General features: G+C 61.8%; 18 protein-coding genes. 11 read left to right on the top strand and 7 right to left on the bottom strand.

Features of this window, described 5'->3' with window-relative positions:
• Positions 1 to 66 precede the first annotated feature (66 nt).
• The 4 genes from tapB to C3418_RS05040 form a co-directional block, all read right to left on the bottom strand.
• The gene (gene tapB, locus C3418_RS05055; protein WP_052814466.1) at positions 67 to 1,773 is read right to left on the bottom strand and encodes a PilB family type IVa pilus assembly ATPase TapB; all 1,707 of its coding nucleotides are present in this window, start codon (positions 1,771 to 1,773) and stop codon (positions 67 to 69) included.
• Entirely contained in the window at positions 1,773 to 2,312 is a 540-nt protein-coding gene (locus tag C3418_RS25000; protein WP_270825191.1) for a prepilin-type N-terminal cleavage/methylation domain-containing protein, read from the bottom strand. The genes tapB and C3418_RS25000 overlap by 1 nt, the downstream gene beginning before the upstream one ends.
• 160 nt (positions 2,313 to 2,472) lie before the next feature.
• The gene (gene nadC, locus C3418_RS05045) at positions 2,473 to 3,336 is read right to left on the bottom strand and encodes a carboxylating nicotinate-nucleotide diphosphorylase (RefSeq protein WP_052814467.1); all 864 of its coding nucleotides are present in this window, start codon (positions 3,334 to 3,336) and stop codon (positions 2,473 to 2,475) included.
• 3 nt (positions 3,337 to 3,339) lie between these two features.
• Positions 3,340 to 3,810, bottom strand: coding sequence for a TIGR02281 family clan AA aspartic protease (locus C3418_RS05040; protein WP_042015101.1), 471 nt, complete (start codon positions 3,808 to 3,810; stop codon positions 3,340 to 3,342).
• Positions 3,811 to 3,938: 128 nt separating this feature from the next.
• On the opposite strand from C3418_RS05040, the gene ampD reads away from it, so the two are divergent.
• The 5 genes from ampD (at position 3,939) to lpdA (ending at position 11,888) form a co-directional block, all read left to right on the top strand.
• Complete coding sequence (gene ampD, locus C3418_RS05035; protein ID WP_103858091.1) at positions 3,939 to 4,511, top strand: 1,6-anhydro-N-acetylmuramyl-L-alanine amidase AmpD; 573 nt, start codon at positions 3,939 to 3,941, stop codon at positions 4,509 to 4,511.
• A 276-nt stretch (positions 4,512 to 4,787) separates the two neighbouring features.
• A complete protein-coding gene (pdhR, locus tag C3418_RS05030; protein ID WP_052814468.1) occupies positions 4,788 to 5,552 on the top strand; it encodes a pyruvate dehydrogenase complex transcriptional repressor PdhR in 765 nt (254 codons plus the stop codon).
• 83 nt (positions 5,553 to 5,635) lie between these two features.
• Positions 5,636 to 8,296, top strand: coding sequence for a pyruvate dehydrogenase (acetyl-transferring), homodimeric type (gene aceE, locus C3418_RS05025; protein ID WP_039040509.1), 2,661 nt, complete (start codon positions 5,636 to 5,638; stop codon positions 8,294 to 8,296).
• Positions 8,297 to 8,416: 120 nt separating this feature from the next.
• Positions 8,417 to 10,312 carry a pyruvate dehydrogenase complex dihydrolipoyllysine-residue acetyltransferase gene (gene aceF, locus C3418_RS05020; protein ID WP_103858090.1) on the top strand — a complete coding sequence of 632 codons (1,896 nt, stop codon included), beginning with the start codon at positions 8,417 to 8,419 and terminating at the stop codon, positions 10,310 to 10,312.
• A gap of 148 nt (positions 10,313 to 10,460) precedes the next feature.
• Positions 10,461 to 11,888 carry a dihydrolipoyl dehydrogenase gene (lpdA, locus tag C3418_RS05015; protein WP_010675812.1) on the top strand — a complete coding sequence of 476 codons (1,428 nt, stop codon included), beginning with the start codon at positions 10,461 to 10,463 and terminating at the stop codon, positions 11,886 to 11,888.
• A 73-nt stretch (positions 11,889 to 11,961) separates the two neighbouring features.
• On the opposite strand, the gene C3418_RS05010 is transcribed toward lpdA, so the two are convergent.
• A complete protein-coding gene (locus C3418_RS05010; RefSeq protein ID WP_103858089.1) occupies positions 11,962 to 12,144 on the bottom strand; it encodes a hypothetical protein in 183 nt (60 codons plus the stop codon).
• A 143-nt stretch (positions 12,145 to 12,287) separates the two neighbouring features.
• Positions 12,288 to 14,198: a methyl-accepting chemotaxis protein gene (locus C3418_RS05005; protein ID WP_052814470.1), complete on the bottom strand. Its 1,911-nt coding sequence runs from the start codon at positions 14,196 to 14,198 to the stop codon at positions 12,288 to 12,290.
• 273 nt (positions 14,199 to 14,471) lie between these two features.
• On the opposite strand from C3418_RS05005, the gene C3418_RS05000 reads away from it, so the two are divergent.
• The 3 genes from C3418_RS05000 (at position 14,472) to C3418_RS04990 (ending at position 21,405) form a co-directional block, all read left to right on the top strand.
• Positions 14,472 to 16,775 (top strand): patatin-like phospholipase family protein, encoded by a 2,304-nt coding sequence (locus C3418_RS05000; protein ID WP_043154122.1) that lies wholly within the window; start codon positions 14,472 to 14,474, stop codon positions 16,773 to 16,775.
• A gap of 229 nt (positions 16,776 to 17,004) precedes the next feature.
• Entirely contained in the window at positions 17,005 to 19,602 is a 2,598-nt protein-coding gene (gene acnB / locus C3418_RS04995) for a bifunctional aconitate hydratase 2/2-methylisocitrate dehydratase (RefSeq protein WP_043154124.1), read from the top strand.
• Positions 19,603 to 19,833: 231 nt separating this feature from the next.
• A complete protein-coding gene (locus C3418_RS04990; protein WP_052814471.1) occupies positions 19,834 to 21,405 on the top strand; it encodes a cyclic diguanylate phosphodiesterase in 1,572 nt (523 codons plus the stop codon).
• On the opposite strand, the gene C3418_RS04985 is transcribed toward C3418_RS04990, so the two are convergent.
• Positions 21,402 to 22,319, bottom strand: coding sequence for a LysR family transcriptional regulator (locus C3418_RS04985; protein ID WP_052814472.1), 918 nt, complete (start codon positions 22,317 to 22,319; stop codon positions 21,402 to 21,404). The genes C3418_RS04990 and C3418_RS04985 overlap by 4 nt on opposite strands.
• Before the next feature lie 76 nt (positions 22,320 to 22,395).
• On the opposite strand from C3418_RS04985, the gene C3418_RS04980 reads away from it, so the two are divergent.
• From C3418_RS04980 to C3418_RS04970, 3 genes are all read left to right on the top strand, one after another.
• Positions 22,396 to 23,013 (top strand): LysE family transporter, encoded by a 618-nt coding sequence (locus C3418_RS04980; RefSeq protein WP_010675804.1) that lies wholly within the window; start codon positions 22,396 to 22,398, stop codon positions 23,011 to 23,013.
• A gap of 115 nt (positions 23,014 to 23,128) precedes the next feature.
• The gene (locus C3418_RS04975; RefSeq protein WP_048208545.1) at positions 23,129 to 24,535 is read left to right on the top strand and encodes a D-arabinono-1,4-lactone oxidase; all 1,407 of its coding nucleotides are present in this window, start codon (positions 23,129 to 23,131) and stop codon (positions 24,533 to 24,535) included.
• 71 nt (positions 24,536 to 24,606) lie between these two features.
• Entirely contained in the window at positions 24,607 to 25,734 is a 1,128-nt protein-coding gene (locus tag C3418_RS04970) for a GTP-binding protein (RefSeq protein ID WP_181023067.1), read from the top strand.
• Positions 25,735 to 25,887: the final 153 nt, after the last annotated feature.

Here is a 25,887-nt window from a genome sequence, read left to right as displayed (position 1 = left end):
CTTGAAGAAGGTCATCGGGGTGATTACAGCGGCTTCACCCGGCGAGATGACTCGGGCACTGCGAACTCAGTTGGTGGTGATCCTGTTGATTTCGGCCAGGCTGGTGACGCCAAGACGCGCTTTCTCGAGGCCGGATGTACGCAGGGTGCGCATCCCTTCTTTTTGGGCTATCGCGGCAATCTGCAGCGAGTTGGCTCCCTGCATGATGAGTTTGGCGATGTTGTCGGACATCAGCATGATCTCATAAATGCCGACCCGGCCTCTGTAGCCTCCCGAGCACTCCTTGCATCCCACGGGTTTGAACAGCCGCAAACCGGCGGCCAGTTGCTGCTGGGTGAAGCCCAGCTCCAGCAACTCGGCTTCCGGCACCACTTCCGGCGCCTTGCAGTGATCGCAGAGTTTGCGGGCAAGGCGCTGGGCCATGATGAGGGTGACCGAAGAGGCGATGTTGAAGGCCGGCACCCCCATGTTCATCATCCGGGTGAGCGTTTCTGCCGCCGAGTTGGTGTGCAGGGTCGACAGCACCAGGTGACCGGTCTGGGCGGCCTTGATGGCAATCTCGGCGGTTTCCAGATCCCGGATCTCCCCCACCATGACGATGTCGGGATCCTGGCGCAGGAAGGAGCGCAGGGCACTGGCGAAGGTGAGCCCCGCCTTGGGGTTGATCTGCACCTGGTTGACGCCGGGCAGGTTGATCTCAACCGGATCCTCGGCGGTGGAGATGTTGACCTCGCTGGTATTGAGGATGTTGAGACCGGTATAGAGCGACACCGTCTTGCCCGACCCTGTGGGCCCGGTGACCAGTATCATGCCCTGTGGTTTGGAGAGCGCATGCAGGTATTGCGCCTTTTGGCGGTCGTCGAAGCCGAGTTGATCGAGGTTGAGGCGGGCGGCCGACGAGTCCAGCAAGCGGATGACGATCTTCTCGCCCCACATGGTGGGCAGGGTATTGACCCGCATGTCCATGGATCTGCTGCGGGAGATCTTCAGCTTGATCCGCCCATCCTGGGGCAGACGCCGCTCGGCGATATCCAGCCTCGCCATCACCTTTAAGCGAGCCGCGAAACGGTTCGCCAGATTGACCGGCGGGGTGGCGACTTCGTGCAGTATGCCGTCTACCCGAAAGCGGATCCGGTACTTGGTCTCATAGGGTTCGAAATGCAGGTCGGATGCCCCGCGCTTGATGGCGTCCATCATGATTTTATGGATGTATTTGACGATGGGGGCATCGTCGTCGGCGGTGTTGACGCTCTCGTCGAGGCGGGAATTCTCATCGGAGACCTCGAGCTCCGAGATCTCGGCCTCGTCGATGTGATCCATGCCGAGGGTATCCTGCTCGCTCTCCATCAGCTTGCCGATGGCGGCGGTCAGCTTGCTCTCTTCGACCAGCAGGGCTTCCGTGTGCAGGCCAAAACTGAAACCAAAATCCTCCAGAGCCGACACATTGGTCGGATCGGACATGGCGATATAGAGGGTATGCCCCTGGGTGTAGATGGGCAGGACATGGTGCTTTTCAATCAGCTTTTGATTGAGGTATTTCTGCGGGATCTCGGCGAGATCGAAGGCCGCCAGATCCAGCAGAGGTACCCCATATTCCAGCTCGCAGAAATCTGCCAGCGCCTTGCTGTCGAGGATATCGTTCTCGATCAGGAAGGTGACAAAGGGCTTGCGCTGCGCCCTGGCCTGGCTCAGATAACGCTGTGAGTCCGGCTCACTGAGGAGGGAGGAAGCGGCCAGGCTGGTGGCCAGGCCGCTATTGAGTGAGGAGGTCATTAATTACAAAGAGTGGTTGGACTGCAGGTAGCGGTCCAGGTAACTGCACCACCAGAAGTAGCTGCTACAAGTTGGTATGCTCCTGATGGGTTTGTCATGCTACTTTGAATCGTCAGGCTTGTTGCACTGCTTGAAGCCCCAGTGATTGTTAGAGCAACCCCAGTTGGCGCAGCAGCACTGGCAAGCAGAGCAGGGCAGCCAAATGCCCCTGTTGTCTGGAAGCAAACTTCCGCCTCAGTCTTGATTCCACCAGCTGATGAGATTGCCTGTGTGAAGCGAGCCTTATTGGTATAGTTCTGATACGCCGGCAAGGCGATGGCGGCGAGGATGGCAACGATCGCAACGACGATCATCAATTCGATTAGCGTAAACCCTGACTGTCTTTTAATGTCAAATATCCTTTTTTTCCATGGTTCCTGATAAGCACAGGTGGAATGCATCCACGTTGGTATCTTATCCGAGCGCTTCGGGTTGGCAACAGAGGCAGGCCTCTTGTCAGCCACTTTTGTGTCATTCAGTGAAATAGGTAGAAAAATCAAAGATCAAATGGCTTCCATTGGCACTTGTCATGAGGCGGGAGGGCCCATCTTCACACTCCTTATGTCGAGGGATCCTGCATAAAGAAAAGGCGCCGATGGCGCCTTTTGCAAGTTTCGAGCCCTGTAATATTTTTGGGCACGAGCAACGGATGGGGCTTGCTCAAGCCTCGACAAAGCGCATGGAGAGATCCAGTGCCCGCACATGCTTGGTCAGCGCTCCCACCGAGATGAAGTCGATCCCGGTCGCGGCGTATCCGGCAAGGGTATCGAGGGTGACGTTGCCGGAGACTTCCAGCTTGGCTCTGCCCTGATTGAGGCGAACGGCTTCCTGCATCATGGGGATGTCGAAGTTGTCCAGCATCACGATGTCGGCCCGTGCGGCCAGGGCCTGCTCCAGCTCGGCCAGGGATTCGACCTCGACTTCCACCGGTTTGTCCGGATTGAGACGGCGCGCTTCGCTGATTGCTTCAGGGATGCCGCCGCAGGCGAGAATGTGGTTCTCCTTGATGAGGTAGGCATCAAACAGACCGATGCGGTGGTTTTTGCCGCCGCCGCAGGTGACCGCATACTTCTGGGCGCTGCGAAGGCCTGGCAGGGTCTTGCGGGTATCGAGCAGGCGGCAGTCAGTGCCTTCCAGCTCGGCTACATAACGTGCGGTCAGGGTGGCGACCCCGGAAAGGGTCTGCACGAAGTTCAGCGCATTGCGCTCGCCGGTCAGCAGCACGCGGGCGGGGCCATGGAGGCGGAACAGCTCCTGATTGGGGGCAAGGCGTTCACCATCTTGCACTTTCCACTCGACCTTCACTTCGCCACCGAGCTGGGCAAACACCTCGTCGACCCAGGGCTGGCCGCAGAAGACGCCCGCCTCGCGGGTGATGACTCGCGCGGTCGAGATGCGATCGGCCGGGATCAGCTGGGCCGTGATGTCGGCGCTGGCATCCGGTTGATCCAGCGCGGTGAGGGCATCGCCCAAGTCTTCGAGAAGTGCGGCGCGCACGGCGCGGCGGATGTCCTGTTGTAACATGCCTTATTCCTGCAAGGGTCTGAGAAGCAATTGCCTGTCTTTCTGGCGCAATTCCAGCCTGCCCAGGGCATTCATGCCCACCAGGATCTCCTCCCCGTCGGCAGCCGGATTGATAAAGACGGACAAATCGTACAGGGTCAGCGGACCCATCGCCAGACTTTCGATCCGGCCGGTTTCGACCTGGATCTCTCCGGCTGCCGTGTTGACACGGCTGCGGCCCGTGGCGACGAGGCCGAGCCGGGCGGCCACCTGGCTCGGTATGGTCACCCTGGTTGCTCCTGTGTCCAGCAGCAGTTGCACCGGCTGGTCGTTGATGGCACCCTCCAGACGATAATGGCCGCTGGCATCGGCCCTGAGCAGCAGATCGCCGCTGGCGGTCACCGACGGTTGTTCACGACCATGAAAGTAGAGGGTCAGCAGACCCAGCAGCGAGAGCCAGGCGAGCAGCCAGAGACGGCGTGCCATCGGGTGCATAGTGTGTCCCATATCGCGCGAGTGAATGGCTCAGCCTAACATAGCGTTATCCATGAATTCAGAGACTTGTTCCCAGTTTTCCCATCCCGCCAGAGGCACATCGCTTCCATTTGTGAGTCGAGCAGACGATGACACAACCCACAACCCTGTTTTCCATCGATCGAGAAGGATGGTGCGAGCAGGCCCGCAAGGTGCCTTCCCCCCATCACAATGAGAGGCTCAGCCCGGAGGATGTCTCCTTGCTGGTGATACACGGCATCAGCCTGCCCCCCGGGCAGTTTGGTGGCCCCTTTATCGACGATCTGTTTCTGGGGCGCCTCGATCCCGGTGCTCACCCCTATTTCGCCGGTATTCATCAACTGAGGGTCTCGGCCCACTGCCTGATCCGCCGCGATGGGGAACTGGTTCAGTACGTGCCTTTTGGCGCCAGGGCATGGCATGCGGGAGTCTCGAGCTGGGAGGGGAGGGAGGCGTGCAACGATTTTTCCATCGGGATCGAACTGGAAGGAACCGACGAGCTTCCTTACAGCGACAAGCAATACGAGGTGCTGTCGGACCTCAGCCGGGCGATTGTTCACCGTTATCCCGCCATCACGGCGGACCGTATTGTCGGCCACTGTGACATCGCGCCGGGCCGCAAGACGGATCCGGGTGACAGTTTCGAATGGTCCCGCTATCGGGAAAAGCTTCACTTTGAGTGAAAAATCTAAAAATTATTTTGTGTTTTTAGAATCAATGGCTTGCCTTGTCTAGCAAGCCATTTTTCATGCTGTTGAACAAATGTTATCGGTGAGCAAGCTCACAAATATTGGTCAGACCATTTTCTATGAGCTATATCATGATTCCGCGTTTTTACCCCTAAAGTGGCAACCGAGCTTCTTGATTCAGATCATCTTTTGGGTGGACTTTTTTCAAGCCCTCTGCTAATTTTCGCCCCAACCATAAAATTGGTAATACCAATTTAACAAAGTAGCCTCATGCCCTATATCAAGATAACTCAGCCCAAGCTGGCCGACGCCATTGTCGCCGAGCTGGAAAGCATGATTCTGGAAGGCAGCCTGCAGCCGGGCCAGAAGTTGCCGCCCGAGCGGGAACTCGCCATGCAGTTTCAGGTGTCGCGCCCTTCCTTGCGCGAAGCCATCCAGCGCCTGGAAGCGAGAGGACTCTTGTATCGTCGTCAGGGCGGTGGCACTTACGTACAAAATGCCCTGAGCAAGGGGATCGCCGACCCTCTGTTCGAACTGCTCAGCACTCACCCGGAAGCCCAGTACGACCTGCTGGAGTTTCGTCACGCGCTGGAAGGCATCTGTGCCTACTATGCTGCGCTGCGGGGCACCGAGGCTGATTTCGAACGGATTCGCCTGGCGCAAGCCGCCATCGAAGAAGCCGGCCAGCAAGGCTCGCTGGTGGTCGAATCGGCCGCCGTGACCCAGTTCTATCTGGCCGTGGCCGAGGCCTCCCACAACGTGGTGCTGCTGCACCTGTTGCGGGCCATGGGCCCCATGCTCGAGCAGAACATTTTACGCAATAACGAAATTTTGAATCGCCGTCCGGGAGTGGTCGCCAAGATCCGTCGCCATCGTGCGAGCCTGATCGAGGCTATCCTGTCGGGGGCTCCGGAGCGGGCCAGGGCTGCTTGTCATGAGCACCTGGCCTTTATCGAGGACACCTTGTTGGATATGCAGAGGGAAGACAGCCGGATCCAGCGATCCATGCGTCGGATCCGTCAGCAGGAAAACTAATCCCACAAGGCTTTCTTAATTGTCGAATGCTTGCGCCCTTCGCCGTGCAATGCCGTGCAATCACAACAACATAGGAACCAGCCATGTCTGATATCCTGAAGAACGATGTGGACCCGATAGAAACGCTGGAGTGGCTTGCCTCTCTGGAATCCCTGCTGCGTGAAGAGGGTCCGCAACGCGCTCAGTTCATCCTTGAACAGTTGGCCGAGAAAGCCCGCGCAAGCGGTGTGGACGTGGCTGCCAAGGCAAACCGCGACTACATCAACACCATCCCGTCCAGCGACGAGCCGGCTTACCCGGGCGACCTGGAAATGGAACGCCGCATTCGCGCCATCATCCGCTGGAACGCCATGATGATCGTGCTGCGCGCTTCCAAGAAAGATCTGGACCTGGGTGGTCACATGTCTTCCTTCGCTTCTTCCGCGACCATCTATGAAGTCTGCTACAACCACTTCTTCCGTGCCCGCAACGAGAAGGACGGTGGCGATCTGGTCTACTTCCAGGGTCACATCTCCCCGGGCATCTACGCCCGCGCATTCGCCGAAGGTCGCCTGACCGAAGAGCAGCTGGACAACTTCCGTCAGGAAGTGGATGGCAAGGGTATCCCTTCCTACCCGCACCCGAAACTGATGCCGGAATTCTGGCAGTTCCCGACCGTTTCCATGGGTCTGGGCCCCATCGCCGCCATCTATCAGGCGCGTTTCCTGAAGTACCTGACCGACCGTGGCATCAAGGATTGCTCCGAGCAGACCGTTTACGCCTTCCTGGGTGACGGCGAGATGGACGAGCCGGAAGCCAAGGGTGCCCTGACTGTTGCCGTGCGTGAAAAGCTCGACAACCTGGTGTTCGTGGTCAACTGCAACCTGCAGCGTCTGGATGGTCCGGTTGTCGGCAACGGCAAGGTCATCAACGAGCTGGAAGGTCTGTTCGCCGGCGCTGGCTGGGACGTGACCAAGGTCATCTGGGGTCGCAAGTGGGATGAGCTGCTGAAGAAAGACACTTCCGGCAAGCTGATCCAGCTGATGAACGAGACCGTGGATGGTGACTACCAGACCATGAAGTCCCGTGACGGTGCCTACGTGCGCGAGCACTTCTTCAACCGTTACCCGGAAACCGCCGCGCTGGTCAAAGACATGACCGACGAGGAGATCTTCGCCCTGAACCGCGGTGGTCACGACCCCCGCAAACTGTTCGCCGCCTTCTCCAAAGCTGCACAGACCAAGGGCAAGCCGACCGTGATCCTGGCCAAGACCATCAAGGGCTATGGCATGGGCGAAGCGGCCGAAGGCAAGAACATCGCTCACCAGGTCAAGAAGATGGATCTGGGCTCCGTGCGTCACCTGCGCGATCGTTTCAACCTGCCGGTCACCGACGAGCAGCTGGAAAACCTGCCGTACCTGAAGATCGAAGAGGGTACCGAAGAGCACAAGTACCTGCACGCCCGCCGTGCCGCACTGAAGGGCTATGTACCGACCCGTCTGCGCGAGAGCACCACCAAGCTGGAAATCCCGGCGCTGGATGCCTTCGGTCCGCTGCTGGGTGAACAGGCGCGCGAAATCTCCACCACCATGGCGTTCGTGCGTTCCCTGAACGTGATGCTGAAAGACAAGTCCATCGGCAAGCGCATCGTCCCGATCCTGGCTGACGAAGCCCGTACCTTTGGTATGGAAGGTCTGTTCCGCCAGATCGGTATCTACAGCCCGCACGGTCAGCAGTACACCCCGCAAGACCGCGACATCGTCTCCTACTACAAGGAAGACAAGCAGGGTCAGGTTCTGCAAGACGGTATCAACGAGCTGGGCGCCATGTCCTCCTGGCTGGCTGCTGCCACCTCTTACAGCACCAACGACTGCCCGATGATCCCGTTCTACATCTACTACTCCATGTTCGGCTTCCAGCGGATCGGCGACATGGCGTGGGCAGCCGGTGACCAGCAAGCCCGTGGCTTCCTGCTGGGCGCGACCTCCGGTCGTACCACTCTTAACGGAGAGGGCTTGCAGCACGAAGATGGTCACAGCCACATCCTGGCCAACACCATCCCGAACTGCATCTCCTACGACCCGTCCTACGCCTATGAAGTGGCAGTGATCGTACAGGACGGCCTGCGCCGCATGTACGGTGAGAACCCGGAGAACGTGTTCTACTACATCACTACCCTGAACGAGAACTATGCCATGCCGGCCATGCCGGAAGGCGCCGAGGAAGGCATCCGCAAGGGTATCTACAAGCTGGAAACCGTGGCCGGCACCAAGGCTAAGGTACAGCTGCTGGGTTGTGGTTCCATCCTGGGTCACGTGCGTACTGCCGCCCAGATCCTGGCCAGCGAGTACGGCGTGGGTTCCGACGTGTTCAGCGTCACCTCCTTCAACGAACTGGCTCGTGACGGTCAGGACGCGGATCGCTGGAACATGCTGCACCCGACCGCCGAAGCGCGTGTGCCCTACATCGCTCAGGTACTGGGCAGCGAAGCCACCATCGCTGCGACTGACTACATGAAGTCCTTCGCCGATCAGGTGCGTGCCTTCGTTCCGACCGAGAACTACCGTGTACTGGGTACCGACGGTTACGGCCGCTCCGACAGCCGTGCCAACCTGCGTCGTCACTTCGAAGTGAACGAGTTCTACGTAGTGGTTGCTGCCCTGACCGAACTGGCCAAGCGCGGCGAGGTAGACAAGCAGGTTGTGGCCGAAGCCATCGCCAAGTACGGCATCGATGCCGACAAGGTCAACCCGCTGTACGCGTAAGAGGATTGAGTGTCGCGCCGGGTATCCGGCGCGACCTTGCCTGGGTTTAAACGGATAACGCGGGATGCGCGTGGTGATGCTCAGGCAGCCACGCGGATGCACGCAAGAGGATAAAGCGCAATGTCCAAACAGATTATGGTGCCGGATATCGGTGCTGATGAAGTTGAAGTCACCGAGATCATGGTGGCCGTGGGTGACAAGGTCGAGCTGGACCAGTCCCTGATCGCCGTGGAAGGTGACAAGGCCTCCATGGAAGTCCCGGCTCCGGCCGCCGGTATCGTCAAAGAGATCCTGATCAAGGTGGGCGACAAGGTTGCCACCGGTTCCCAGATCATGGTCTTCGAAGCCGAGGGTGCTGCCGCACCGGCTCCGGCCCAGGCTGCTGCCCCGGTTGCTGCCGCGCCGGCCGCCGCTCCTGCTGCTGCCGCTCGCCAGGACGTCAACGTGCCGGACATCGGTGGTGACGAAGTCGAAGTAACTGAGATCATGGTTGCCGTGGGCGACATGGTTGAAGCCGACCAGTCCATCATCGCCGTGGAAGGTGACAAGGCCTCCATGGAAGTGCCGGCACCGTTCGCCGGTCGCGTGGTCGAGATCAAGGTTGCCGCCGGCGCCAAGGTTTCTACCGGCTCCCTGGTGATGGTCTTCGAAGTGGCGGGCGCAGCCCCGGCCGCTGTTGCTGCGCCGGCTCCTGCTGCTGCCCCCGTGGCTGCCGCTGCTCCGGTTGCCGCCGGTGCCAAGGACGTCAACGTGCCGGACATCGGCGGTGACGAAGTGGAAGTGACCGAAATCATGGTCGCCGTGGGTGACAAGGTTGAAGCCGACCAGTCCCTGATCACCGTGGAAGGCGACAAGGCCTCCATGGAAGTGCCTGCGCCGTTCGCCGGTGTGGTCAAGGAGATCAAGGTGAAGGCGGGTGACAAGGTCTCCACCGGTTCCCTGATCATGGTATTCGAAGTGGCGGGTGCCGCTCCGGCTGCCGTGGCTGCTCCGGCTCCTGCCGCAGCGCCCGTTGCTGCCGCACCGGCTGCCGCCGCTCCTGCGCCGGTTGCCCAGGCTGCTGCCGCCTCCGATTTCGTCGCCAACGACGCCTACGTCCACGCCTCCCCGGCAGTACGCCGTCTGGCGCGCGAGTTCGGTGTCAACCTGGCCAAGGTGAAAGCCTCCGGTCGCAAGGGTCGCATCGTCAAAGAAGACGTGCAGGCTTACGTGAAGGATGCGGTCAAGCGCGCCGAGTCCGCTCCGACTGCCGGCACCGGCACTGGCAACGGCATGAGCGTCGTGGCCTGGCCGAAGGTTGATTTCAGCAAGTTCGGCCCTGTCGAAGAGCTGGAACTGACCCGTATCCAGAAGATCTCCGGTCCTGCCCTGCACCGCAACTGGGCCATGATCCCCCATGTCACCCAGTTCGACGAAGCCGATACCACGGATCTGGAAGCGTTCCGCAAAGAGCAGAACATCCTGGCCGAGAAGCAGAAGCTGGACGTGAAGATCACCCCGCTGGTGTTCATCCTGAAGGCGGCCGCCAAGGCCCTGGAAGCCCATCCGCGCTTCTGCAGCGCCCTGTCCGAAGACGGCAGCAAGCTGATCATGAAGAAGTACATCCACATCGGTGTGGCGGTGGATACCCCCAACGGTCTGGTGGTTCCGGTGGTTCGCGACGTCAACAAGAAGGGCATCCACGAGCTGTCCCGCGATCTGGCCGAGATCTCCAAGAAGGCCCGTGCTGGCAAGCTGACCGCTGCCGACATGCAGGGCGGTTGCTTCACCATCTCCAGCCTGGGTGGCATCGGCGGTACCAGCTTTACCCCGATCGTCAACGCGCCGGAAGTGGCCATCCTGGGCGTCTCCAAGTCCGAGATGAAGCCGAAGTGGAACGGTAAAGAGTTCGTGCCGCGCCTGATGCTGCCGCTGGCTCTGAGCTACGACCACCGCGTCATCGATGGCGCCGACGGTGCCCGCTTCATCACCACCCTGAGTGGTGTGTTGTCCGACATTCGTCGACTGGTCCTGTAAGTGAGAGGGCGGGCCCAGAGCCCGCCCTTTTTGCTTCTCATTTCGTTAACAGGATTGTAAACTTGCCCCGTTTTTTTCACGGCTGCAGCGGCCTTGTTTGGCATAAGACTGTGCTGTCCGGGGATATAAGAACGACAAAGAGGTCATGATGAGTAAAGAAATCAAAACCCAGGTCGTAGTACTGGGTGCTGGCCCTGCCGGTTATTCCGCTGCCTTCCGTGCGGCTGACTTGGGTCTGGATACCATTATCGTCGAGCGTTACTCCACCCTGGGTGGCGTCTGCCTGAACGTGGGTTGCATCCCGTCCAAGGCACTGCTGCACGTCGCCAAAGTCATTGAAGAAGCCAAGGCGCTGGCCGAGCACGGCATCGTCTTCGGTGCCCCGCAGACCGACATCGACAAGGTGCGTCTGTGGAAAGAGAAGGTCATCAACCAGCTGACCGGCGGTCTGGCTGGCATGGCCAAGATGCGTAAAGTCCAGGTCGTGAACGGCTTCGGCAAGTTCACCGGTCCGAACACGCTGGAAGTGGAAGGCGCCGACGGCAAGACCACCGTCACCTTCGACAACGCCATCATCGCCGCCGGTTCCCGTCCGGTGAAGCTGCCGTTCATCCCCCATGACGACCCCCGCGTATGGGACTCTACCGATGCGCTGGAACTGACGACCGTTCCTGGCAAGCTGCTGGTCATCGGTGGCGGCATCATCGGTCTGGAGATGGGTACCGTGTACTCCTCCCTGGGTTCCGAGATCGACGTGGTGGAATTTGCCGACCAGCTGGTACCGGCTGCCGACAAAGACATCGTCAAGATCTACACCAAGCGCGTTGCCAAGAAATTCAACATCATGCTGGAGACCAAGGTCACCGCCGTTGAAGCCCGTGAAGACGGCCTGTACGTCTCCTACGAAGGCAAGCACGCCCCGGCCGAGCCGGTTCGCTACGACAACGTGCTGGTTGCCGTAGGCCGTGTGCCGAACGGCAAGATGCTGGATGCCGAGAAGGCCGGTGTTGCCGTCAACGAGCGCGGTTTCATCGAGGTGGACAAGCAGCTGCGTACCAACGTGGCCCACATCCACGCCATCGGCGACATCGTCGGTCAGCCCATGCTGGCCCACAAGGGTGTACACGAAGGCCACGTGGCGGCCGAAGTCATCGCCGGCAAGAAGCACTACTTCGACCCGAAAGTGATTCCGTCCATCGCCTATACCGAGCCGGAGATGGCCTGGGTGGGTCTGACCGAGAAGGAAGCCAAGCAACAGGGTCTGAACTTCGAAGTCGCCACCTTCCCGTGGGCTGCTTCCGGTCGCGCCATCGCGTCCGACTGCTCCGACGGCATGACCAAGCTGATCTTCGACAAGGAGAGCGGCCGCGTCATCGGTGGTGCCATCGTGGGTACCAACGGCGGTGAACTGCTGGGTGAAATCGGTCTGGCCATCGAGATGGGTGCCGACGCCGAAGACATCGCGCTGACCATCCATGCTCACCCGACTCTGCACGAGTCCGTGGGTCTGGCTGCCGAAGTGTTCGAAGGCTCCATCACCGACCTGCCGAACGCCAAGGCCAAGAAGAAAAAATAATCTTCTGCCCGTTTCATAAGAAAAGCCGCTCCATGGAGCGGCTTTTTGTTGTCTGTCTTTCGGCACCCAGCGGTCAGCAGCGCCCCTTCTTGGCCTGTCCCGGTGGGCAGAAGGTACCGTATCCTCCGCGATCCCCATCACTGACCCGGATCCGGGTATCGTCCACGCTCATATCGGCCCCGTGCACCCGCACGGGCCCGCTGCTGCAGGCACTGAGCAGCCCCCCCAGCACTATCATCACGACCAGCTTGCCCATCATACCTCCTCGCGTTTTCCTGATTATGAGGCATGTGGCAGGGCGGTGGGAGACGGTGTATCCCCCGTGCGTCACGGCTTGCCGTGGTCATGAAGAAGGGCGCCGAAGCGCCCTGGTGTGGGTCAGGAAGAGGTGCCGGACGCTCAGAGGCGGAAGTTGCCGACCAGCTTGTCGAGCTCGCCGGAGAGGTGCTGCAGGTTGCGGCTCGACTCGGTCAGGTGATGGGCGATATCGGCGGTCTCCATGGTGAGCTGGTTGATGTCCTCCACGTTGCGGTTGAGTTCGCCCACCACGCTCGACTGCTCTTCGGTGGCGGTAGCGACCTGGATGTTCATGTCGCTGATCTGGGTGATGTGCCCGGTGATCTGGTCGAGGGCGCCGTTGGCCTCGTCGGCCTGGGTCACCACCCGCAGGCTCTGGTTGCGGCCCAGGGCCATGGCGCTGACGGCGCGGGCGCTCTGCTCCTGGAGGCTGTTGATCATGCCCTGGATCTCGGCGGTGGAGGCGGCGGAGCGGCTGGCGAGGTTGCGCACCTCGTCGGCTACCACGGCGAAGCCACGGCCCTGCTCGCCGGCGCGGGCGGCCTCGATGGCGGCGTTGAGGGCCAGCAGGTTGGTCTGCTCCGAGATGCTGCGGATGGTGTCGAGGATGCTGCCGATGGAGTCGGTCTGGCTCGCCAGGGACTCGATAACCCCGGCGACCTGTTCGATTTCACCGGAGAGGCCGACGATGCCGTGACGGGCTTGGGCGACAACCTGGGCCCCCGCATCGGCCTGCTCGTTGGCCTGCTTGGCGACGTCGGCGGCGAGAGACGCATTGCCGGCGATCTCGGTGACGGTGGCCCCCATCTCGTGGATGGCGGTAGCGACCTGGACGGTGCGATCCCGCTGGGCGGTGCAGTTGTGCTGGGTGAGCTGGGCTTTGGCTGCCACCTCGTTGGCGGTGGCGGCGAGCTGGCGGGAGTTGCTCGCCACCTGTTCGATGGAGCCGTGGATCTTGGCGACAAAGTTGTTGAAGCCGGTCGCCACCTGGGCCAGTTCGTCACGGCCATCGACCTTGAGGCGATGGGTGAGGTCGCCATCACCGCTGCCGAGTTCGCGGAACAGGCGGGCCAGTTCGTTGAGGGGGCGGCTCACGGAGCCCGCCAGGAGAACGCCGAGCAGCCCCATGCCGACGGCGATGGCCAGGCTGACCAGCACCATGTGCAGGCGCGCTCTGTCCAGTTCGGCATAAATCTCGGCCTCCGGCACCTGAGCCACCAGATACCAGTCGAGCAGGGGGATGTAGCTGCTGGCCAGGATTACTGGCTGGCCGTCGACCTCGGCATGGGTGGCGGCAAAGGGCTGCTTGTTGAGCAGGTTGGTGCTACTGCCGCTGGCCAGCTGGGTCAGGTTGTCCCGATCGATGCGGGCGGCGTCGGGGTGCAGCTTCACCTTGCCGCTGCCGTCTGTCATGAAGACGAAGCCGCTGTCGCCGATGCGGAAGTTGGCGAGCATGCTGACCATGCTGTCGAGGGATTTGGCGAGGCCGGCGAGGCCGCGTCCGTCGAGTTGCTGGAAGTTGACGAACAGTTTCACCTCGCCGTTGCTCTCCCGAAAGATGCTAAGCATCAGATCCTGGCGGCTCTTGGTGTAGTCATAGAACCAGTTGTCCTGCTCGTGGTTCAGGATGCGCAGAAAACCGTCCTGGTTGTAGTAGGCGGCACTCTGACGATCGGCGAAGGAGGCGGTGACCAGACCATACTGGCTCGTCATGTCCTTGAGCTGGTTGATGAGGATGGACTCCTGCTCCTTGGGCATGCCGCGCTCGACCCAGTCCAGCACGAAGCGGTCGTTGGCAAGCTGTCTGGCGGCATTGGCGACCGAGGTGAGATCCTTTTCGATCTCCTTGCCGATGCGCTGGGTCAGGTTGGGCAGCTCCTGCTCGAACATGCGGTCCTCGATCAGCTGCTGGGCAGAACGCTGGCTGAAATAGCCCACCAGCAGGCAGGAGAGGGCCACGGCGAGGATGACGGTGGCCAGAATTTTCTGTTTCAGTGTCAGGCTTGCGAACATAAGGGTGACTCGTAAGTGTGAACCAGGGTTGAACTCATAATAGCGGCTGATTTGGCGCGCTCTTGAGGCGGTGGGGGCCTTTATTGTCGATTAACGTTTGCGCTCACACCCGGATTGGGCTGGATTGGCGCCCGATTTTGCCGAGACATCGTCGCAAGCGGGGCGACCCCTCGCCAGCACCCCGGCTTGCGGTTAAAGTGCTTGCACTTATAGTAGGCTGCACCTGACTGGCGGCCTGCCCGCTCGACTCGCACCGGATTTATGGACTCTCATATGCGCATCTTTCATCGGGGATGGACCCACCTGCTCGTGCTCCTGCTGGCGACCCTGCCGTTCATGGCGGCGGCCGGAGCCAATGATCCCGCGCCTTCGGCCAGAAACCCGGGGGCAACCAAGATGGAGCGTCCGAGGATCGCCCTGGTACTGAGCGGCGGCGGGGCCAAGGGGTCGGCCCATATCGGGGTGCTCAAGGTGCTGGAGGCAAAGCACATCCCGGTGGACATCATCGTCGGGACCAGCATGGGCTCCTATGTGGCGGGCATGTATGCCATGGGGCTCAGCGCCGAGGAGGTGGAGCGCACGACGCTGGCCATCGACTGGAACAAGGGCTATCAGGACAAGGTGGGGCGCGACGAGCTATCCCTGCGCAAGAAGCAGCAGACCGAGAAGTACCAGCTGCGCACCGACATCGGGGTCAACGGTGACCAGACCCAGCTGCCGCACGGCTTCTTCCAGGGACAGTCCATGGCCAGCCTGCTGCGCCACGCCACCTCCAACCTGCCGGCGCAAAAGAGCTTCGACAACCTGCCTATCCCCTATCGCGCGGTGGCGACCGACATGGAGACGGTGACCCCCTTCGTGCTGGATCACGGCAGCCTCGCCAAGGCGATGCAGGCCTCCATGTCCATTCCCGGTGCCCTCAAGCCGGTGGACTGGGACGGCCGCATCCTGGCCGATGGTGGCACGGTCAACAACATGCCGGTGGACGTGGCCAAGGCCATGGGGGCCGACGTGGTGATCGCGGTGGACATCAGCGCCAAGCTGCGTACCCGGGAGTCCCTCAAGTCGGGATTGGCCATGATCGATCAGCTCACCACCTACATGACCCAGGTGGGGACCGAAAAGCAGAAGGCGCTGCTGGGCCCCAGGGACATCCTGCTGACCCCCGAGTTCGGCAACATGGGGATCGCCGACTTCGCCCTGATGCCGGAGGGGATCAAGATCGGGGAGGCGGTCGCCAACAGTGCAGCGGCCCGGCTCGATGCACTCTCTCTCTCGCCCGCCGCCTACGCCGACTATCGCAACGGCAAGCTGAGCCGGCGCGCCGAGCGCAGCGGCCAGCCCGCCTACTACATCGACAAGGTGGAGATCATCAACAAGTCGCGCCTCTCCGACGACACGGTGCGGGCCATGCTGAACGTGCGTCCGGACAAGGTGCAGACCTACGAGAGCCTGGAGGCGGGGATCCGTCGCCTCTACGCCCTGGAGTCGTTCGATCGCATCACCTACGAGGTGGAGGAGCGGGACGGGGAGAACGTGCTGGTGGTGGACGCCAGCGAGAAGAACTGGGGGCCGGGTTATCTCAACTTCCAGCTCGGCTTCTCCGATGACTTCGAGAGCAGCTCCAACTACAACGTCGGCATGTCCTACACCCTCACCAACGTCAACGACTGGGGAGGCGAGTGGCTGACCGAGGCGTCCCTCGGGACCGCCAAGCACCTCAAGACCGACTTCTACACCCCGCTGGAGCCCTCCCAGACCTACTTCGGCGAGACGAGCCTGGCCTACGACAAGACCCAGCGACGCGTCTTCTTCCCGGAAGAGAGCAGGTCGTCGTCCGGGGTCAGCTATCTGGACTCCGAGTACAGCTTCACCAGCGTGGATCTCGCCGTCGGCTGGAATCGCCAGCCCTGGAGCCGCTTCTCCCTTGGGCTGGAGGGCAAGATCGGCAGCGTGGAGATCCAGAACCTCACCAACGCGGATGCCGATGCCTCCGCCTGGGGACCCTACATCCGCTTCGAGCACGACACCCTCGACAGCCGCTACTTCCCCTATCAGGGGGTCTACTGGGACATCAAGGGGGGCTACTCCTACGTCGATCTCGACCCCGCGGACGCGCCCTCCGAGCAGGCCGAGGGGGTGAATTACCGGCTGGTGATGATCAAGCCCTGGTCCTGGGACAGGCACAGCCTCAACCTGATGCTGGAAGGGGGCGGCTCAAGCTCCCAGGAGACGGTACCGCTGTTCGTGCAGGATCTGGGCGGGCTGTTCCGCATGTCCGGCTTCCAGCATTACCAGTTGAGCGGTCGCTACAGCCTGTTCGGCGGGCTGCGCTACATCTACCGGGTGGCGGACAACGACTTCGGCGCCTTCAAGGCGCCCCTGTTCCTCGGGGGCTCCCTCGAGCAAGGGGGGGTCTGGGACAAGGGAGAGGACATCAGTATCGAATCCTCCTATACCTCGGGTTCCCTCTATATGGGGGTGGAGAGTTTCCTCGGTCCCATCTTCCTCGGCTATGGCGTGGCGGAGGGGGGACACGACATGTTCTATCTGCAATTGGGCACTACGTTCCAATAAGGGCGAAATGCTGCCTTTTTGTTAACTCACCTTGGGTGGGCGGCTTGTCACTCTAAAAAAACCTAATTGGTTTATATGGTTATGCTGGTTTGATGAATAACTGCACAGGGTTTGGATTTTAATTAGTCGTTAAAACTTATATAGTGGGGGGCACCCTACGGGTGTCCCGCAAGGACGATCGCCGCGAGCTTGGGCGAACCCCAAAAAAAAGACCAAAGAGGAATTAGTCGTGCTTGAAACATACCGTAAACACGTCGCAGAACGTGCCGCCGAAGGCGTGGTCGCCAAACCTCTGGACGCAGAGCAGGTCGCCGCCCTGGTCGAGCTGTTGAAGAACCCGCCCGCCGGCGAACAGGACTTTCTGAAAGAACTGTTGTCCTCCCGCATTCCCCCGGGTGTTGATGAAGCGGCCTATGTGAAAGCCGGCTTCCTCACCGCCGTCGCCAAGGGCGAGGCCCATTCCCCCATCCTGACTGCCGCCGAAGCCGTCGAGCTGCTCGGTACCATGCAGGGTGGTTACAACATTCAGCCGCTGATCGACCTGCTGGACGATGCGACCCTGGCTCCTCTTGCCGCCAAGGGCCTCTCTCACACCCTGCTGATGTTCGACTCCTTCCACGACGTGGAAGAGAAGGCCAAGGCGGGCAATGCCCACGCCAAGCAGGTGCTGCAATCCTGGGCTGACGCCGAGTGGTTCCTGAACCGCCCGGCCCTGGCCGAGAAGATCACCGTCACCGTGTTCAAGGTGACCGGCGAAACCAACACCGACGATCTGTCGCCGGCGCCGGACGCCTGGTCCCGCCCGGATATTCCGCTGCACGCCCTGGCGATGCTGAAGAACGCCCGTCCCGGCATCACCCCGGACAAGGATGGCGTCATCGGCCCCATCAAGACCATTGATTCCCTGAAAGAGCAGGGCTTCCCGCTGGCTTACGTGGGTGACGTGGTCGGTACCGGCTCTTCCCGTAAATCCGCCACCAACTCCGTGCTCTGGTTCATGGGCGACGACATTCCGTTCGTGCCGAACAAGCGTGCCGGCGGCGTCTGCCTCGGTGGCAAGATTGCCCCCATCTTCTTCAACACCATGGAAGATGCCGGCGCCCTGCCCATCGAAGTGGACGTCTCCAAGCTGGAAATGGGCGATGTCATCGACATCTTCCCCTATGAGGGCAAGATCACCCGCCACGGCACCGACGAGGTGCTGGCCCGGTTCGAACTGAAGACCGAGGTGCTGATCGATGAAGTGCGCGCCGGTGGCCGCATTCCGCTGATCATCGGCCGCGGCCTGACCGACAAGGCCCGCGAAGCGCTGGGTCTGCCGTTCTCCACCGTGTTCCGTCGTCCGCAGCCTGTTGCCGACACCGGCAAGGGCTTCACCCTGGCCCAGAAGATGGTGGGCAAGGCATGTGGCGTGGAGGGCATCCGCCCGGGCACCTACTGCGAACCCAAGATGACCACGGTCGGCTCTCAGGACACCACGGGCCCGATGACCCGCGACGAGCTCAAAGATCTCGCCTGCCTCGGCTTCTCTGCCGATCTGACCATGCAGTCCTTCTGCCACACCGCCGCTTATCCCAAGCCCATCGACGTGCAGACCCACCACACCCTGCCGGACTTCATCATGAACCGCGGCGGTGTCTCTCTGCGTCCGGGCGACGGCGTCATCCACTCCTGGCTGAACCGCATGCTGCTGCCGGATACCGTGGGTACCGGTGGTGACTCCCACACCCGTTTCCCCATCGGCATCTCCTTCCCGGCTGGCTCTGGTCTGGTGGCCTTCGCCGCCGCCACCGGCGTGATGCCGCTGGACATGCCGGAATCCGTGCTGGTGCGCTTCAAGGGCGAGCTGCAGCCGGGCATCACCCTGCGTGACCTGGTCCATGCCATCCCCTACGCCGCCATCCAGAAAGGGCTGCTGACCGTCGAGAAAGCGGGCAAGAAGAACATCTTCTCCGGCCGCATCCTCGAGATCGAAGGTCTGCCGACCCTGAAGGTGGAGCAGGCATTCGAGCTGGCGGACGCCAGCGCCGAGCGCTCTGCCGCTGGTTGCACCATCAAGCTGGATAAAGAGCCGATCATCGAGTATCTGAAGTCGAACATCGTGATGCTGAAGTGGATGCTCTCTGAAGGCTACGGCGACGTGCGCACCATCACCCGCCGCATCAAGGGGATGGAAGAGTGGCTGGCCAACCCGGTACTGATGGAAGCGGACAAGGATGCCGAGTACGCCGAAATCATCGAGATCGATCTGGCCACCATCAAGGAGCCGATCCTGTGTGCGCCGAACGATCCGGACGACGCCCGTCTGCTGAGCGACGTGGCGGGTGACAAGATTGACGAGGTGTTCATCGGTTCCTGCATGACCAACATCGGCCACTTCCGCGCCGCTGGCAAACTGCTCGAGAAGTATCAGGGCGAGCTGCCGACCCGCATGTGGATCGCCCCCCCCACCAAGATGGACAAGGATCAGCTGACCGAAGAGGGCTACTACGGCATCTTCGGTCGGGTCGGTGCTCGCATCGAAATCCCGGGCTGCTCCCTCTGCATGGGCAACCAGGCGCGCGTGGCGGAAGGGGCCTCCGTGGTCTCCACCTCCACCCGCAACTTCCCGAACCGTCTGGGCAAGGGTGCCAACGTCTATCTGGCTTCTGCGGAGCTGGCCGCGGTTGCCGCCATCATCGGCAAGATCCCGACCGTGGAAGAGTACCTGCAGTATGCCAAGACCCTGGACGCCACTGCTGCCGACACCTACCGCTACCTGAACTTCAACGAGATCGCCTCCTACACCAAGAAGGCCGATGCGGTGATCCTGCAGCAAGCGGTCTGAGACTCGCCGGTCTGACCACTGAAAATAACAATGCCGCGTCTCGACGCGGCATTTTCCATTTCAGGGGGCTGCGCGATAATGACCCGCCATGCCCAGCAACGGCGTCGTCGATTTGCCTGGTACGCGCGTTGCGCTTTCGTTGTCTGGCCATGATGGCCCCACCGTTTCCTGGTGGGCATTTTTATACCGCGGTACCTGCGAAGCGGGCCCGCGCATTGCGGCGTGGTTGCTATGTTTCTGTTCCGGATTGATCTGGCCCGCATGAAGTGGCGCCTTGGTTGTGCCCTGCTGGTGTTAGCCCTGCCCCTGGTGATGGGAGGGTGGATGGTGCATGACAGCTACGAGCAGGAGCTGAAGAACGATGCCAGTGCGTCAGCCAGCAAGGCCAGAACCTTGCTGGAGCGCATGCTGGATCAGGCCGAGCGGGCCAACCTCGAGGTATTGCCGCTGGCCGGTCGCTCCTGCAGCGACAACCTGTTGCTGCTGCGCAAGCGGGTGGCGCTGGAGCCGTTCCTGCGCTCCATCAATCTGGTGCGACAGGGGATCATCAACTGCACCTCGCTGTTTGGGCCTGCCAGGGAAGTGGATGACGGCTCCCGCTACACGGATCGCAAGTTGCTGCTGATGAGCGGCAACCTGGTGCGCAAGAATCACCCCTTGCTGGTGGTGCGTCAGGAGCGGGGGCGTGATGCGGCACTGAGCGCCATTGACAGCAGCCAGCTCAGTTTCATGCTCACCCTGAGCAGCGATCCCAGCGAGCTGTTCTTGCAGGTGGGGTCCGCCTGGCTCGATGAGTCCGGCCACTTCCAAAGCGATCCGCCGAAACTGCACAGCAAGTTTGCCCTGATACTCGCCTCCCAGCGTTACCCCTTCACCATCCACGCCGGTTATGCCATGCCGATCTACTGGCGTGCCCTGTGGGAGGCTCGCCATCTGCAGCTGATCTGGCTGGGAGCCAGTTCGCTGGTGCTCTCACTGCTGGTGTGGTGGCTGCTTGGGCGGCCGGGGGCCCTGACGGACGAGCTGAGACGCGGGCTGCGATCCAGGGAGTTTGTCCCCTATCTGCAACCGCTGATCGCCAGCAAGGGCGGCAAGATGGTGGGAGCCGAGGTACTGATGCGCTGGCAACATGCCACCGAGGGGCTGATCCGCCCCGATCTCTTCATCCCCCAGGCGGAAGAGTCTGGCCTGATCGTGCCCATGACGGTCAACCTGATGAAGACGGTGGCCAAGACACTCCACCCGGTACAGGAGCAGTTGCCCGAGGCATTTCACATCAGCTTCAACATCAGTGCCATCCACTGCCGGGACCTCTCCCTGGTGGCGGAGTGCCGCGACTTCCTCGGCCACTTCGTTCCGGGACGGGTGGTGCTGGTGCTGGAGCTCACGGAGCGGGAGCTGCTGGTGACCAGCCCGCAGACCCTCTCCCTGTTTCGCCAGCTCGACGAGATGGGGGTGCAGCTCGCCATCGATGACTTTGGCACCGGCCACTCCAGCCTCATCTATCTGCAGCAATTCCACGTGGACTATCTCAAGATCGACCGCTCCTTCATCGGCCGTATCGGGACGGAGTCCCTCTCCGAGCACATCGTGGACAACGTCATCGACCTTGGGGGACGGCTGGGGTTGTCCCTGGTGGCCGAAGGGGTGGAGACGGAGCAGCAGGCCGCCTATCTGAGAGGCAAGGGGGTCCAGTATCTGCAGGGATACCTGTTTGCCCGCCCCATGCCGATACGCCAGTTCTGCCGGGAGCTGACGGCGGGAGAGATACAGGTCGCTGCCGGGCGCACCGCCCAGGGCTAGGCCGCGCCCACCAGGCTGTGCAGCCAGTTCACCAGGATGTCGTGGGGGCTGCCGGGTTCGGGAGGGGCGGGGGCGAGCAGGTGATAGCCGGTGCCGTCGGGGACGAAGCCGAGCGGTGCCACCAGCAGACCGGCCTCGATATCGTCGCACACCTGGCGGTAGGGGCCGATGGCGACTCCCAGCCCGGCGACTGCCGCCTGCAGGCTGAAATAGAAGTGCTCGAAGGTCTGACCCGGCACCTCCTCGTCGGCGGACATGCCTGCGTGCTGCTGCCACTCCAACCAGGCGCCCGGACGGGTCTTGGTGTGCAGACGGGGGGCCGTTGGCCTGAGGGCCTGCACATCCCCCCTGGATTCAAAAAAGTGCGTCACCTTGCCCGGCGGGCAGACAGGGCCGGTCCGCTCTTCGAACAGCAACTGGTTGTAGAGCTCGGCAGGCCAGTGAAAGTCGTTGCGCCGGATGGCGAGATCGATGCCGCTGCCAAAGCTGAGGGCGCCGCCGCCCGCCATCAGGTGTACGTCCAGCTCCGGGTGCAGGGCCTGGAAGGCGGGCCAGCGCGGGATCAGCCAGCGCATCAGAAGGGTGGGTTCGCAGGAGAGCACCAGCGACTGGGGACGGCTCTGCTGGCGCAGGGCCTGCGCCGTCTGGCGGATGCTGCCCAGCCCCTCTCTGACCGCCTGATAGAACCGTTCACCCGCGTCGGTCAGAAAGACCCGGCGCTGGCGCCGCTCGAACAGCATGACCCCCAGATCCTCCTCGAGCAGTCGTACCGCCCGGCTGATGGCGCCATGGGTGAGGTGCAGTTCGTCGGCGGCGCGGCCGAAATGCTCGGTGCGGGCAGCCACCTCGAAACAGCGCAGGGCGGTGAGGGAGGGAAGCGAGAGGTCTTTTTGTGAGTTTTTTTCACCATTCATGTCAGAAATCATCGTTCGTTATTGGTGTTGTTGGCAAATAAAATAGCCGATATCCCCTCTAATCAGGACTATTTTCATGACCGAACTGTTAGCCGTTGTCGCCATTACTCTCTTTGCCGTCATCAGCCCCGGGCCCGACTTTGCCATGGTGTCGCGTAACAGCCTGCTGCTCTCGCGCCGCACCGGCGTGCTGACGGCGATCGGCATCGCGGCCGGGGTCTGCGTGCACGTGGCCTACACCCTGCTGGGGGTGGGCCTGCTGATCCAGCAATCCCTCTGGCTGTTCAACCTCATCAAGCTGGCAGGGGCCGCCTATCTCATCTTCCTCGGCATCAAGATGCTGCGGGCCAAACCGGCTGCCGATGAAGAGAGCATCTGTCAGCCTGCCCTCTCCAGTCTGGGTGCGCTGCGCACCGGATTTCTGACCAATGTGCTCAATCCCAAGACCACCATCTTCATCGTCAGCCTCTTCATGCAGGTGGTGCAGCCGCAGACGCCGCTGGCGGTCCAGATCGGCTATGGCGCCTTCATCGCGCTGGCGCACGCCCTCTGGTTTGGTGCGGTGGCGCTCTTCTTCTCCACCCCTGCGGTGCGGGACCGACTGCTGGCGGTACGCCACTGGATCGATCGGGTGTTCGGGGGCCTGCTGGTGGGATTCGGCATGTTGCTGGCATTGACCCAGCAGACGCGCTGAGGCGGGGAGGGGGGCTCCCCCTATCCACCCCCGACTGTAGGGTCTTGTTTTTCATGCCTTGGCAGCCACTTTTCGGTAGAATTGGCGCTCATTTTGAAGTCAGATGAGGCGCGGTATGACGGTCAGGTTCCAGGCATTTCACAGCATCAAGGCGATTGGCAATCGGGAGGTGCTGTTCAACTGGTCCAGAACCAACCCCCTCGGCGCCCTTGATCAGGTGTGGCGCCCGACGACCCGTGACGAGCTGCAGCAACTGCTGCGGGAATACCCCGAGCGCAAGCTGCGGCTCATCGGCTCCGGCCTCTCTTTCGAACCCATCCACAGTGTCTACGCCGAAGGCAGCCAGGCGCTGCTGGTGGACCTGCACCACCTGCGCGGCCAGCTGGACAAGACTGCCGATACGGTGACCTACCTGGCGGGGACGCCGCTTGATACCGTCTATGCCGACCTCATCGCCATGGATCGCATGCTGCCGGCGTCCCCCGGCGTCATCGGTATCCAGACCCTGGGCGGTGCGCTCAGTACCGGCACCCATGGGCAGGGGCTGCACCAGTCCGCCCTGTGCGATGCGGTGGCTGCCCTGACCGTGATGCTGGCGAGCGGCGACATCATCCGTGTGGATCGCACCGATCCGCGCTTCGGCGCCTTCGTGATGGGCATGGGGATGCTCGGCATCCTGCTGGATGTGACCCTCAACACTGTGCCCAACCGCATCATGCGCTGCACCAAGTTCACCACTGACTACCCCTTCCTGCTGGAACACAACGAGCGCCTCAACCGGGAGCACGCCTTCGTGAAGAGCTGGTGGTTCGCCTGGACCGGCGAGAGCCACATCTGGCTGGTGGATCCCGCCTCCGATGACGAGGTGGCCCGCTACCGGGCCGGGGGCAGCGAGCCGCTGGTGCTGGAGGGAGACATGGACGAGCGCATGAACCTGGCGCTCAATGCCACCATAGACGCGACCCTGCAGAAGATGGCCAGAGACACCAAGGACGAGGCCAGGGCAGGCGAGCACTTCGAGACGGTACGCCGCTTCAAGGACGCCTCGGATCTGGTGGGCAACGTCTACCAGATCCTCTGCAAGGGGATCCCTGCTCCCCAGATCAACTGCGAGGTGGCCGTGCCCCTCGAACGCATGGGGGAGGCCCTTGAAATCCTGCAGGCATGGCAGGAGGCGAACCCCGGCGTGCTGCACTACCCCTTCATCCTGCGCTGCACCGGCCCCTCCGTGGCCTGGCTCAGTGCCGCCCATGACAAGTCGGTGTGCTGGATAGGTTTTCTGGTCTATCTGGCGGCGGACGGGACCTTCGTCGGGGGCTCCATGGAGCAGATGCGCGAGTTGCAGCAACTGCTGGTGCCGCTCGGCGGCATTCCCCATTTCGGCAAGCACCTGGCGATGGACCTCTACGACTTCCCTGCCTTGTTGCCGCGCTGGCACGACTTCCTGGCCCTGAAGCGGGAGCTTGACCCCCATGGCCGTTTCGAAAACCGCTGGCTCGGCGACCTGTTCGCCAACCGGTAAGGATCTGACATGACCGATATGCAAGACACTCGCTTACTCATCCTCCTGCCGATCAGAGGGGGGGCAACCCGATGACAGACATGCAAGACACCCGCATCCCCGTGACCCTGCTGACCGGTTTTCTCGGCAGCGGCAAGACCACCTTGCTCAACCACTGGGTCAAGCAGCCCGAGCTCGGGGAGTGCGCCGTGCTCATCAATGAGTTCGGCTCCGTGGGGCTGGATCACCATCTGGTACAGCAGGTGGACGAGCAGGTGGTGCTGCTCGATTCCGGCTGCATCTGCTGCTCGGTGCAGGGCTCCCTGGTGGAGGCGCTGCAGGGGCTTTTCATGAAGGCCATCCAACGGAAAATCAAGCCCTTCAAACGGCTGATCATCGAGACCACGGGTCTGGCCGATCCGGCCCCCGTGCTGTTCACGTTGAGGGAAGAGGGCTTTATCGCCCAGCGCTACCGCTTCGATGGCACCGTCACCGTAGTGGATGCCGGCCATATCGAGCAGCAGCTTGCGGCTCAATATGAGGCGGTCAAACAGGTGGCGCTGGCGGATCTGCTGGTGGTGAGCAAGGGGGACCTGGTGGATGAAGAGACCCTTGCTCGGGTGGAAGCCCAACTGGCGGCCCTCAATCCGGCAGCCCCCATCCAGCGGGTCAGCAATGGGGTGCTCTCACCTGCGGTGCTGGAGAAGCTCGGCGCCTACAACGAGGCGGCGGGGCGCGACGTGCGCCAGTTGCTGGCCTGGCTGCGTACCGAATCCCCGAAACAGGGGCTGGCTTCGCCCATGCAGCCGAAGATGACGCCGTTTGCCGCCAAGGTGGGGACGGCCGCGCCCACCCGCTTCGAGCACGGCAATATCGAAAGTTTCTCCCTGCGCATCGGCGAGCCGCTCAAGCCTTCCCGCCTGCTGGCCGCCATCGACGCGGTGCAGGCGCAATACGGCGATGCCCTGCTGCGTCTCAAGGGGATATTGCAACTGGAAGGGGAGAGCCAGCCCGTGGTGATCCACGGCGTGCACGGCCAGCTCTATCCGTTGCAGGCGCTGGGGGAGTGGCCCGAAGGCAAGGCCCAGTCCCGGCTGGTGTTCATCGTGAAGAGCCAGGACAGGGCAGGCATAGAGCAGTTGTTCCTCTCGACCCTCAAGGCCCCCGAACCCAGCCTGGAAGAGCACCTCAAGGCCATGCTCGGCCAGCCGGATGCCTGATATGCTGATATGACCCGCGCTCGTGCGGGTCTAATGAGATGGTCACCCCCACCCTGTGAGCGGTACGCTGACAGGGTGTTTTTCTTTCAGGAGAGGCCATCATGGAAAACGTTGCGCTTATTGGTATTGATCTCGGTAAACACTCTTTTCACA

It is taken from the genome of Aeromonas sp. ASNIH8 (genome assembly GCF_002919855.1).
Taxonomy (GTDB): domain Bacteria; phylum Pseudomonadota; class Gammaproteobacteria; order Enterobacterales; family Aeromonadaceae; genus Aeromonas; species Aeromonas caviae.
The sequence above is the reverse complement of the archived record's forward strand: the minus strand, read 5'-3'. Positions and strand labels throughout refer to the sequence as shown.